This is a genomic window from Microcoleus sp. w2-18bC1 (genome assembly GCF_036700365.1).
Lineage (GTDB): Bacteria > Cyanobacteriota > Cyanobacteriia > Cyanobacteriales > Microcoleaceae > Microcoleus.
Genome location: NZ_JAUBOS010000005.1, coordinates 111,397 through 124,303, shown reverse-complemented (window position 1 = coordinate 124,303; position 12,907 = coordinate 111,397). Strand labels below are relative to the sequence as shown.

Genomic DNA, 12,907 nt, shown 5'->3' with positions numbered 1-12,907 from the left:
TTTGCGATGATTAATTTTCAACAGCTCCTAAAGCTTTGAGCGTGGCTTTTTCAACTTCCGTTAAACCCGTAACTCCTGCAATATTCATGTTTTCATAAGGTCTGTCACTTTTGAGTATTTTGAGGCACTCACCAGTTTCAATATCCCAAATCATAATTGTGCCATCCCGACTACAAGCAGCAATAATTTTTTCATTTGAACTGAAGGCAACTGAGTTAATTCTACTGGTATGATCTTGCAAAATTTTTAGACATTCACCTGTACGGATATCCCATATTCTTACCGTTCCATCTACACTTCCACTAGCAACTATTTCACCCGAATAACTAAAGGCAACTGAACGTATCCAATCAGTATGCCCGTGAAAAATATTGAGGCATTCACCGCTGTTGATATCCCATACTCTTACTGTTTGATCGATACTTCCACTGGCAAGTATTTCACCGTTCTGGCTAAAGGCGATCGCGCGTACCCAATCCGTATGCCCCTGCAATATTTGGAGGCATTCACCAGTATGGATATCCCACAGCCTCACCGTTCCGTCAAAACCTTCACTGGCAAATATCTCGCCCAAAGGACTGAAAGCAGCCGAGTATACATAATTGTTATGTCCGTGCAACGTTTTGAGGCATTCGCCAGTACCGATATCCCACAGCCTCACCGTTTGGTCATAACCTGCACTCGCAAGTATTTCACCATTTGGACTGAAGGCGATCGATCGTGTTTCATTGCCAAATTCTGGCAAAGTATGAAGGCATTCACCACTGCGAATATCCCACAGTTTCAGTGTTTGGTCATAACTAGCGCTGGCAAGTATTTGACCCGAAGGATTGAAGGCAACTAAGTTTACCCGATCGAGATGCCCGTGCAAAATTTGGAGGCACTCACCGCTGCTGACATCCCACAGCTTGACAGTTTGTTCGTCATCGGCGCTAGCAAGTATTTTACCGTTTGGACTGAAGGCGATCGATATTACTTGATTGCGATGCCCTTGCAGTGTATTCAAGCATTCACCGCTGTCGATATCCCACAGCCTCAGCGTTTTATCGTAACTACCGCTAACAAGTATTTCACCGTTTGGACTGAAGGCGACTGACCTTACTTGATTGCTATGTCCTTGCAAAGTATTCAAGCATTCTCCAGTGCGGATATCCCACAGCTTTGCAGTTCGATCGTGACTTCCACTTGCGAGTATTTCGCCCGAAGGACTGAAGGCTATTGACCGTACTCGATCGCCATGTCCCTCCAAAGTTTTGAGACATTCACCGCTACTGATATCCCACAGTTTCACTGTTTTTTCGCTGCTGCCACTAGCAAGTATTTCACCCGCAGGATGGAAAGCTACTGAAAACACGTTTTTAGTATGACCGTACAAAATTTTGAGGCATTCACCAGTACCGACATTCCACAGCCTTACTGTTGTGTCGCCGCTTCCACTGGCAAGTATCTCACCAGCAGGATGGAAAGCAACTGAAAATACAACTTTAGTATGGTCTTGCAAAATTTTGCAGCATTCACCTGTGCGGATATCCCATAACCTGATCGTGCAATCGAAACTCCCGCTAGCGAGTAGATTTCCATCAGGATTGAAGGTGACTGACATTACCGATCCGGTATGTCCCTGCAAAACTTTTAAACATTCACCAGTCTTGACATCCCATAACTTGATTGTATTTTCATAACTCCCGCTAGCAAGTATCTCACCGTCAGGACTGAAGGCGACTGACTCCACCACGTTGGTATGTCCTTTACAGGTCAATATTTCTCTGCAACTGCCAGCTTCCCACAAGCGAACTACGCCATCAGTATCACCTGTAGCTAACAGTTTGCCATCGGGACTAAATATGACCGATCGCACGCTGCTGAAGATTTTAGTAAAATCAGAATTAGCCAAATTAGCTTCAGCAAAGTTGACGCGACGCAGCGTCGCATTTGTAAAATCAGCACCTAAAATAACCGCACGAGACAGGTCTTTTGTTTCTAACGCAGTGCGATCGATTTTCACCAACAGCGTCGCCGCATTCCCTCCCACATAACCTACCTCACTTTCAGTTTTTCCCCGCGTTGCTTCCAGAATTTCCAATAATTCCTCCGTAGCTACCGCTACATCGAGGCAAGGCCGGCACGAGGACACCGCCCCTACCATTGGTAACAATAAATCCATCACTGCTTTTGTCAGCGGCGCTTTTCCGAAACTCTGACAAAGTTGCCCTAAATCTTCAGCAGTAAATCCCTGCAAAGGCGCGATAAGCTCACCATTATTTCTCTTCTGGGCTTGCAATCGACAATAATTAGACCAAGTATATTTTTGAGGCGCTGCATTAGGATCTAAACAAGACTGTTCGGGCGCAACTAATTCGGTAAAATCTGCGGCCAAAACTCCCAATTCCGCTGCAAATTTATAAGCGACAAAAAACTCTAACAACGAACGGTGGGCCGGAGTATAATCGCCATCTGCATTGCGGATTAGCATCGTTTGACCCATCATGTCGTAGTGCCAGTGGTCTAAGTCTTTTTCCTCTTGCACGACGGAACCAAACAAGCTGCGAATGCGATCGGGAAAACCGCGATAATTGAGACTCATTTGGTTGGTAGACAGCATTTCCCAAGACAGTTCGCACAAAAAGTAAAGCTTATCTGCTACAGAAGTAAAAGTACGTTCAGCTTTGATATCTCTCTCTATCTTCCGCCGCACCGCATACAGATAAATCCGCGACATATCGACTGGTTTTCCAGCTTCAATATCGGGCAATGCTTCCAAAATTAACTCGGTCATCACCGGGCGACGCGCTAAATCCAATAGTTGCGGGTTTCCCATCACTTTTTCTACTGTCGCCGCTTCTGTTTGAAATGACAGCGCTTGCCTAATTTGCTCGTCGTTAAATTTTTCTAATTCTAAGACTTCAAATTGGGGAATTTCGCCTGTTAAAATGGTTGTTGATGCTTGCAGTTCTGCATTGAACAATGCCCGTCCTTCCTTGCCTTCAGGAAAGTGTTCGGTACGGCAAGTGAGGATGACTTTTGCGCCGGGAACGACGGCTTTTGCTAGTTCCCAGAAGTTGTTGATGGTTTCTTGCCGATCGCACTTAGCGGCCATTTCATCAAAACCATCGAAAATTAACAGAAATTTACCCATGCGATTAAGTTGTTCAAAGGCCGAATAACCCGCCAAAGGTATCTCGTGCTTGCGAAAGAAAAACTCGGAAAATAGCGACTCGACACTAACTGCTTTGGCGTAATCTCGCAAAGGAATTACTAACGGCAAACGCGGACGTTCTAATCCCCGCTTTTGAGCATTTCGGTAGCGTTGCAGCGCCATCCAAGCATAGTGCATCGCAAACCAACTTTTTCCAGTTCCAAATTCTCCTAAAACTGAAATATGTTCTTTTACTGGGTCATTCAACCACAGGTCAAGATAACCTTCGATCCAGCCATCTCGATCGCCATAATGACTCACGCCTATCTTGCGGTGAGTATCGGGGTCGATTTCTTCTTTCGTACAAGCTAGCGGCACATATTTGGTATCAATTCCTCGGCTGGTAATTTCTGTTTCTAGCCAATTCAGATAAGCGGTAAAATCGGCATCTTGGTCGAGTAATTCATCGAAGGTATAACAAGCTAAATCGCGATTTTCATCTTTTTCTACTTCATCCCGCGCCGCGCGACTGATGCGGCGGGCGGTGACTAACCACCCTTCATCGGTGCGCTGTTTTTCTACCGACTCGCGCAGGGCTGAGATGTCTCTGAGTCCGGCTTCTCCGGCTATTCCGCGCACTAAAATGCGATCGTACCGATTGCGTCTGACAGGAACATTGATAATCCATTCAAAATAGTTATCTTCCGATATTTGATAGGTTTCAAACTTATAACTTAATGTTTCAAACCATCCTCGAACTTGTTGTGATAAAATAAAAGCTTGAGACTTTTGAATATTAGTTGATGCTGCGGCGGGAAGTGCGGGATAATCTTCGGCTTCCAGTCGTGCAAACTCGGTGCGAATTCCTTCGATAGTGGGCAGGCGTTCGATGCGATCCATTACCAAAGATAGGCGTTTTTGCAAAGATGCGATCGAATTTCCCATCATCACATCTCCCAGCGTCCGCGTCCGCTTTGCTACTTCCATAAACACGGCGGCAAATGCCATAAATTCCCGTCTGGGGTCAATGCCTAAATCTCGAATTTCTTTGCCTAAAGCACTCTCATTAAGATAGTCGTCGCCTGCTTGAATTAAAATGGCTGGGCTATCGGACTCGAAAGCTTTGCGAAATGCTGATTCAATCTCTTTTTGGCGAAACAGTTCTAAAATCTGCTTGGGTTTGCCAGCGCCGTACTCTACTAAAGTATAAACATAAACTCCGCTAAAATCTGCGGGCGGAGCATCGGGGTCGAGGTTAAATCTTTTTAAGATTTTGATGACACTTTCGTTGCGCTGAAACTTGTCTTTGATGGTGCCGAAGGGAATTGTAGTCAGGATACTGATAACTAAGTCGAGACTAATTAGCATGATTTAGGCTTTCCTGTTTTTCCGTGGAAGTAATGCTCAAATCTAGAATCGGTAGGCTGTGTCCCTGAAATGCGCTGCGGGCGATGATCGCAAACTGCTTGAATTTTATGGTAACAGGATTTACGCACTTCGACCAAAGAAACTGGGTTTTTACCAAATCTGCTGGTAGGAGCGTGTCTTTTCGTAAAAAACCCGGTTTCTGACCCACGGTTGGTAAGTTATATCCAGTTAATTAGCTTAGCATCTTTTAGAAAAATTGACAACTCTAAAACATCGAAAAAACCGACATACATTGTAGTAATAATAGCTCTAATTGAGTTGTCATATCCGATTTTAAAAAGTTAAAATATAGATAACTAACAAATAAAACTTGCTATCTATGAAAATACAATCTTCTGTCTTAGTCCACCTGGGATTTGGGAAATATGTACGCTCCGATCGAGTAACAGCAGTAATACCAATTGAAGAAGAACGGGGGCCTGGTCGGCGCACTTTTGTGCACGTAGACGGCGAAGTAGACCCGATCGTTGCTTCGCGCGCGGAAGATACAATTGTTCGTGATTTGGTGCAGGAACCGCGCGAAATAACTCAAGCTCGGCAGCAACAAGAAATCCTGCAAGATTTGCTTGCCGATTTGAGCAATGTTAACGTAACCGTGCGCCGCATCAGCCGCGATGAAGGTGGACTCGATCTCGAACGTTTGGAGCGCCGCATTCGCCAAATTTTAGACGCCTAAAAAACAAAGACCGCCCGCGCGGTCTTTGTTATTGTTTGTGTCGCTAAAAATTTTACGTTGAGGGCTTCAATGTAATTTCGATGTCCGCTAAACCGGTGAGTTTTTCTACCACGGGTTCTTCTTCAACTCGCGGTACAAAAATAGTTAAACCTCCCGGAACGCACTCAATAGAAACCGGAGTCATGCCAATGATTTCGCCGTCTACAACCACTTTTTGAGGCGGATCGGCACTGATTTTTACTTTTTTTGCCCGCAAATAACCGATGTCGTCGCGATCCGTAGGATTGCCGCTCAAAGCTGTTTGCAAAAGGTGATAAGAAGCTGCGATCGCCCCAGCTTTATTCTCAGGCGCCACCAGCGTCACGTCCAGCAAGCCGTCATCAAAAACAATCCCCGCCGGGCCTTGAGCTAAAATCGAAGTAGCCGGCGCTGCATTCGCCACTGTTACGGCCACAGCAGTAAGGCTGATAATTTTATCTTCGGTTTCGATTTCCGCTTCAAATCTTTCTAAATTGTTTAACTGTTTAATTCCTGAAAGAATGTAAGCCAGCATTCCCCAGCGATTCTTCATTTCGCGATCGGCTAGTTCGACAGTTTCTGCCTCAAAACCCACTCCCGCTAACAAAACCATCGGCATTTCACCGTTGCAAATCGCTGCATCCACCACCCGCGTCAGCCCTCCAAAAATAGTGGCGCAAGCGGTTTCAATTGTATTCGGAATATCTAAAGCATTAGCAAAAGCATTAGCCGTTCCCCGCGAAATAATTCCTAAAGGAATATTTGTGCCGACAATCGCTCCAGCAACTGCTGATAATGTGCCGTCGCCCCCGCAAGCAATAATTTCCGCAACTCCTCTATCAACTGCTTCGCGGGCGATTTGGTCTGCGTCTAATTCGGGGGTTGTCAGCCGAATGTCTAAGTCAATAAAAGGCTCTAAAAGTTCCTGAATTCTAGCTAAGTCTTGGTGGGGGTCGCTGTTACCAGCGACGGGATTGAAAATTAGGCAAGCTGAACGTTTCATAGTTGATAATAGGTAATAGGTAATGGATAATGGCTGAACTGAAACTCTAGATTTTTTCGTTTAGTTTGTATCCAAGTTTCGATCGCGATCGTATCCCCCTTAATAAGACTCATTTTGACTGTTCTTATCCCCCCCTTATTAAGGGGAGTTAAGGGGGAGCAAGGCTCAACTATAACCCTGATTTAGACATGGTTTTAACATTAAGTTAACACAAATGCCATGCCCGCTAAACTTCCACAACAACCCTCACCTATTTTTCAAAGGTTTAGTTAAGACTTGACAAAAGTCCACTCTAAGACTTTGCGCGGAGCTTTGTGCAACGCTTCCTTGATTTCCTCATTGGTGTCAAATTTGACTTGATTTAAATTGCACGCTTCGACGTTGACAGTAAATTTATCGTCTTCAAAAGGCCAAGGAGTTACAGTCACGAGTTCGTTGCTGTGCTGTACAATATCGTAGCGCTTGCCGTCCGGGCCGACACTAATTTCTAAAGCTCGTTCTCCGGCGGGTAACTCGCGGCTGCAAAGAATTAATGATAGCCGATCGCACCACTGGAAAAAAGCATAAGCTGCCTTAGCATCTTCCTCGGAAATATTCAACTCTTTTTGCCATTTTTTTTGATTTTCCAGTTGTTCGTCCAAAAACTCGTCGAGTTCCTTCGACTCTCCCCGCTTTCCTTCATTGAGATAACTCATGTGCATAGAAATCAGCATGGCTACCCACCTACCGCGATATAGGGAATTCTGCGTCATGGCTTTAATTTTCGGCAGAGAAGTTTCTGTCTGCAAGGTAAAATCAAAGGGCGCGCCCGCTTCAGTCAAAATATTTTCTTCCCACTCTTTCTCCAAATCGTCGTGATGCGAAATCGCCGCTATGGTTTCGTAGAGGCGAACCGGAGATTTCGAGCGCTTCCACTGTCCGCCAAGTTGCGCCGCGAGTAAAGCGTGGGCGCGGTGGTAAATAATTTCCCAGCCGGTGGCGGTTAAATTAGCAATCATGGAATTTTTGTCCTGAATTAAGTTGATACAAGTATTTTGTGCGAGAATTCGGCTCTCGATCGCCCGTAGCCTTAAAAAAGCGGGAACCGGAATCGGTCAAAGCCCACATTTTTAAGAAGGATGGAGACTTACAGAAAAACGAAAGTTAAATCACAAAAGGTTCGATCGAGATCTCCTGCCATTTCCCCTCAAATCGTTCGACAACAATAGGTCGGATGCGGAACTTCGGGGGAGATCCATCGAGAACATCAATCCGCAAACACGAATAAGGACGGCGTTTGTGGGAACCTTGACCGCTGCGGCCGACAAATAGCAAAGATTCCGCTACCCGCCGGCTGGCTGTTTCGGAACCAGACTGCCGCGCCAACCGATAAGCTTCAGGACTCAATGCTTCCTCCAACATCGGCCCTTCCGGGCGCTGGCGGCGGAGACTGTGGCCGCTTCCCCCGCAGACAATCCAATTAATCCCAGAGTCGCCGTGTCCAGTATCCCCAGTCCGCAGGTATTCCAAACAGTGAGCGTGGCCCGTCAGCACCAAATCTACTAGCGGACGCCCCCGCGCCACATCCCCAACTGCATCGGCCACCCCGTCGAGTACCTCGCGCAATCGCCACCGAACCGCCAAAGTTTGAGCTTGATTCCACTTTGTCGCCTCGGTCACGTAGGGGGGATGGTGCAGGTAAATTACCCGCCCCCGCACCTCGGAATCGCCCCAAGAGTTAATCAGCCTTTTTTTCAGCCATTCGAGCTGTTCAACGTCGGTGGCGGCTGTTTTGTCGGGGGACAGTTGTTTGTCAATATCCATCAACATTTCGTCAACTTGCTCTAACTTGGCCGCCAAGTCGTCTAGCTGTTCGTCTTCCTCGGGAATTTCGGGGTTGAGCCGATCGCACATTTCGAGCATTGCCAATTTTTCTTGTTCCAATCTCTGGCGTTCTAGTTCCAAATTCTGGCGGCGAATGTCGCCCTGTTTGGTTTTCGGGATCGGTAATGGCTCGTTGAAGGTGTTGGAGTCGAGGGCGAAGAAGTCGATGCCGCCGCTGCGGAAGGTGTAGTAGCGGTTGGGTAAGCGGGTAAAGCGTCCGGGTTGGTAGCGGATGCAGCGGCCTGTGCTGGTGCTGGCGGTGTAGTGGGCGTCTAGGTGGCGATCGAGCTCTCCCGGCATTTTGTGAGCTTTGAGGTAGTCGAGAAAGGCTTTGGCGTAGGTGTTTCCGCGATCGGAACCGTGCCAGCCGACATCGAGATCCAACTTGGAACCCAACAGCCGGCGCAGCGGCAAAGCTGTCGCCGACAGAATGCCGTAGACTATGGGCAAGTCGTAATAGTCGTGGTTTCCCGGTACGGGCAAAAACGGAAAGTTAAACACCATGCGATCGTAGGCAATCCGGGAGGGATGCTCGCCGCCGACTATAAATTCTCGGTAGGGGCGAATAAAGTTTTGCAAGTAATATTCGCTGGAACCGACGAGATAAACTACATCGCCGGTGTGGAGGACGAAACGGCAGGTTTCGCGCTCGGAGAGCATCAGTTCGGCAATCTGCCGCTGGGGATTGTAACCGCGGTGATTGCCCGTGCCGCTGTCGCCTACGACTAAAAACGAAAACTCTGGAGAGTCGGTGGTTTGAGATTCTAAAACCATCCGAGTTTGGTCGATTCCGCGATGGACGATCGACTGTTCTTGCCACCGCACCCGCTCGTTCATTTTGCGGATTTTGACTTTTATTTGCGGGTCGGAAACGAATTTCAATTCACCTCTTCTCCAAAATTGCTGAGTTCCTAATTATTAATATTGCAGCGATCGGGCGAGTTTTTACATCTCTCTAAAAGCTGAAAATCGACGCGCGGGCAGTCAGAAACCGGGTTTTGGACGAGAATACAGCGTTACAACTCACATCTTGCCCCATTCTCTTTAACCCGCCGGGGGTTGAAACCCCCGTCTGACAGCTTGCATTCGGTTAAAACCGACTGAAAAGTTGATAGGGAAAGGCTTTTAGTCCTCTAAGCGAGGACTTTTGCTCTCTCGACAGGGGTTTCAACCCTGGCGGTTATTGGAAGTGGTGCAACATCTCAGTTAAAACCGATAGCAACGGCCAAAAACTCGGTTTCTTTGGTTTTGATACGATCGCCTCGTCTCTAAACTAAAATAAGAGCTTGTACGAGGCGGTGCTGTTTGTTGTTGCCGCAGACGAGGGAATCAATCAAGGACGTGGGAAGATAACGCTAACAATGCCAGCAAACAACACCGAACTCGAAAAACGCCTTTGGGAAGCAGCCGACGAACTCAGGCAACACCTCTGTTTTTTCAAGTTCAAAATCTACTGTTAAAAAACGCCAACCTCCGCCAAACCCACGATTTACTCCTACCCAAACTCATCTCTGGTGAGTTAGACGTAGAGAATCTCGACATCAATAAGAGAAATATTGCCGCATGAACAGTAATCACTCATCTATGTCTAGGTTATCTGGAAATTTTTACGTCGATGATGATATCTCACAATCTCTTCAAAAGCTCCTTCGTGTACGTCCTCATGAAGTAGAAGCTAAAAAAACAATAATTCTCACCACTACTCCTCAACTCTGGAACGTAGAGGCTCTTGGCAAGTCTTCAAAGATCATAGATTTGTCTAATTTAATAGGTATAAAAAACACTGAAAATTTACTTGAATCGGAACTTTTAAAGACAGTTATCGAACAGTTTGCTTTAGCTGGTTGGTCTAAAAGAGCTATATTTCCAGAATATCGCTCTGACCTTAAAGTTCGACGCATCATCGATATTGCTATTTTTGAACCGGAAGATACCTGGCAGATTGCTGTTGAGATCCAAGACTCGGAACGATTGTTAGACAATGCAGAGGAACAGATTAAAACGCTATGTAGAGGAACAACCGTCAAATGGTTGTGTGCTACTAATGGAATTCAATTTAAACTTTTCAATAGAGAAACTAATGAACATCAGTTACTAGATCACGCACCTTCGCCGACTGAACTAGGAATTCATGAATGGGAAAATATCCCACAGAATATCAATCCCCACTTCTTACGGATATTCAATCCCTCTTCAGTAGAAGTGTTATTAGCAGAAGTTGAAGAAAGCAAACCAGAATCATTAGTTATAGACTTCACAATACCTTGGGGGTTCAAAGTAAAGAAAGATTCAGAGCTTTATAATGTAATTTCTCAATTCATAAACACTTTACCTGTCAATATTCGGGAACAGATGCCAGGTCGGATTGATATTTTACCTGTAATTTTAGCTTGGGCAGCTACTATTCCTTCAGTCAAAACTCTATCAGCTATTGTTTCGCCTGGGATTGCAATCAACGAATCGACTCAGTGGCTAAGAAATTGCCTCATTGAAAGATTTCGTTTGTGTAGTGTACTTGAACTACCTGGAAACCTCTTCCGCTTTACATCTATGATGAGCAGCCTTCTATATTTCGGAGGACAACGAGAGCAGGTCTATTTCGATGTTCTTGTATCTCGTGGTGATTTAATTAGTATGGATTCCCGTCCCTGGTTCGACAGCTTGTCGAAGTGGATGAAGGGCGATAAACCATCAACAGGCTATACAGCAAAAATTGAGAATAACGCAAACTGGGCTGTTAGAGCTAACGACCCTGAAATAGAGAAGACATTAGAACGATTAAAACGACTGGGTAAACTTGTACCTCTTGGTGAATTGTGTGATATCCAACGTGGACCCATCTTAAATCAAGAAGATTCTGAAGGCAGCACTCCACTGATACACCCTAGAGATATCAGAGGCGGTTACGTTGATTTTGAGAACGCCCAAAAAATAGAAGCAAATTCCATGCCTGAACAAGCATTGCTAAAAAAGGGTGATCTTCTTCTGCCTGAAATAAGTGGAGGGTTTTCTGTTGCTCTCAATCGAAGTAGTGAACCAGCCGTTCTTGGTAGGAATGTAATTATGTTGCGACTCAAAGATGACAAAGTGTCTAGCGAGTATTTGCTGGAGTACCTGAACTCCTCAACAGCAAAAAAGCTAATATCTGCAAGGGTATCAACGTTAGCTGGTGTTCAGCGTATAACTACTCAGTCCTTGTGCGAATTTCCCGTTCCCGTAGTAGACTCTAAACTCTGTCAAGGGTTGAACGATCTCCAGCGTATTGAGGTGGAACTACGAACTAAGGCAGATGAATTAGAATCTCGTCGACGTGCATTATTTGATGCACAGAACAGGCACTCTTTTCAAGCTAGTTTAATTGAAGTGAAACGTCGTGGCACTTTATTAGAAACAAGTTTACAATCTGTTGACCGTTTAGAGTTCCAGATAGCTAACTTTTACCCATTTCCCATTGCCTATGGTTTCAGGTTACTTGGAAGTATAGTTAACCCTGCACAACTTTATAAAGAACAACTACGAGTTGCTGAAAATCTCCTAGCTTTTATTGGGTCAATATCACTGGCGTTACTGCAGAAACAAGACCGTCAAAAGACAGGAATTGACCTTAAAAAATACTGGCAAGGTGGTATTTCTCCGGGTCATTGGGGAGACATTGTTGCTCGTAGTGCAAAAGTCTTGGGTACTTACAAGGATGACCCTCTAGCTGAACATATCTATCGGCTAAATATTGGTTCAGATACAAAGGGTTTTGGAAGTGATGTGACTGCTTTAATCAGAGCAAAGAATAATTTTAAACACGACCGAGGACCAACTCTTGAGGAAGAGATTTTCAAAGCTACACAAGACATTCAAGAACGCTTAAAGCGATGTATGGAAGCATTAGCCTTTTTTACAGAGTATCCAATCCGTCAAGTCTTAGATGTTAACCCCAGCCGTTGTAATAGTACAGCCACTTTGAAATGTTTGCGCTTCATAGGAGATCACCCAGGTTTACCACAAGAAGAAGTTATTTTACATAAAGCTTTGCATAAAGGTGATTTATTCCTAGATGCAGGCCGTCAAGAATGGGTGCCACTGTACCCTTTTATCAACGCAATAGCTTGTTCTACTTGTAAGACAAGAGAGACATACTTTATTGACAAATGGGATAACGGTATTGCTTACACAAAAAGCTTTGAGCGGGGACACACAGAAAGCTGTGGTCAAATAGCTGAAGGGTTAGCCGATTGGGGTAGTAACGAGTAAACCCTGAATTGAGAAGTACGAGCGAGCTTACCCTACAATTTTGCACCCAACGGGCGAGCGATTTCCACAAAATCCAAGCTACCACCGAATCCTTCGCCCGTACCAAACTATGGGATGATGCTGTCGAAGCCATCCTCATCAACGACGATTCCAAACAGCGATATCTAGCACTAACTCAGAACGTTAACAAACTCTATAAAGCGATTCTCCCAGACCCAGCAGCCGGCGAGTTCAATCCTAGCTTATATGCTTTTGCTGAAATTACCAAGCGCATCAAACAGCTAACCCCACACTCCGACATTACCAAAGTCAAAGCTGCTGTTGAAGAAATCCTCCAGCTTGACAACTCTCGATTAGTAACTCCAGTACCTCTCGCGCATTGTAGATAGCTTCTTCATAATAATCTCCGTGAGTTACCGGCTGCATGACATCGGTAAACTCAGGCAAGCTGACAACAAAAAGTCGATCTTCTTCTGACCACTGGATGATGAGACTGTAATGGCTATTCATTATTCTATCTCATTCAGCTTCTGCAAAT

Annotated in this window: 8 protein-coding genes; 3 read left to right on the top strand and 5 right to left on the bottom strand. The window is 45.4% G+C overall.

From position 1 onward, the window contains the following. Positions 1 to 10: 10 nt before the first annotated feature. Positions 11 to 4,504 (bottom strand): WD40 domain-containing protein, encoded by a 4,494-nt coding sequence (locus tag QT979_RS05505; RefSeq protein ID WP_333308541.1) that lies wholly within the window; start codon positions 4,502 to 4,504, stop codon positions 11 to 13. A gap of 379 nt (positions 4,505 to 4,883) precedes the next feature. Here QT979_RS05505 and QT979_RS05500 point away from each other — a divergent pair, with 379 nt between their 5' ends. Next, positions 4,884 to 5,240 (top strand): hypothetical protein, encoded by a 357-nt coding sequence (locus QT979_RS05500; RefSeq protein ID WP_333211013.1) that lies wholly within the window; start codon positions 4,884 to 4,886, stop codon positions 5,238 to 5,240. 52 nt (positions 5,241 to 5,292) lie between these two features. Here QT979_RS05500 and QT979_RS05495 read toward each other — a convergent pair whose 3' ends face one another. From QT979_RS05495 to QT979_RS05485, 3 genes are all read right to left on the bottom strand, one after another. Further along, positions 5,293 to 6,261: a YegS/Rv2252/BmrU family lipid kinase gene (locus QT979_RS05495; protein WP_333211015.1), complete on the bottom strand. Its 969-nt coding sequence runs from the start codon at positions 6,259 to 6,261 to the stop codon at positions 5,293 to 5,295. Positions 6,262 to 6,530: 269 nt separating this feature from the next. Further along, positions 6,531 to 7,259 carry a DUF3891 family protein gene (locus QT979_RS05490; protein WP_333211017.1) on the bottom strand — a complete coding sequence of 243 codons (729 nt, stop codon included), beginning with the start codon at positions 7,257 to 7,259 and terminating at the stop codon, positions 6,531 to 6,533. 145 nt (positions 7,260 to 7,404) lie between these two features. Next, positions 7,405 to 9,006: a metallophosphoesterase gene (locus tag QT979_RS05485; RefSeq protein WP_333308539.1), complete on the bottom strand. Its 1,602-nt coding sequence runs from the start codon at positions 9,004 to 9,006 to the stop codon at positions 7,405 to 7,407. Positions 9,007 to 9,687: 681 nt separating this feature from the next. On the opposite strand from QT979_RS05485, the gene QT979_RS05480 reads away from it, so the two are divergent. Together QT979_RS05480 and QT979_RS05475 are read left to right on the top strand one after the other, a co-directional pair. Continuing rightward, positions 9,688 to 12,369, top strand: coding sequence for a type I restriction enzyme HsdR N-terminal domain-containing protein (locus QT979_RS05480; RefSeq protein WP_333308537.1), 2,682 nt, complete (start codon positions 9,688 to 9,690; stop codon positions 12,367 to 12,369). A gap of 8 nt (positions 12,370 to 12,377) precedes the next feature. Beyond that, entirely contained in the window at positions 12,378 to 12,758 is a 381-nt protein-coding gene (locus QT979_RS05475; RefSeq protein WP_333308535.1) for a type I restriction enzyme endonuclease domain-containing protein, read from the top strand. Here QT979_RS05475 and QT979_RS05470 read toward each other — a convergent pair. Next, positions 12,679 to 12,879, bottom strand: a complete 201-nt coding sequence (locus QT979_RS05470) for a type II toxin-antitoxin system HicB family antitoxin (protein WP_333308533.1) — start codon at positions 12,877 to 12,879, stop codon at positions 12,679 to 12,681. The two genes, QT979_RS05475 and QT979_RS05470, sit on opposite strands and share 80 nt — an antisense overlap. Positions 12,880 to 12,907: the final 28 nt, after the last annotated feature.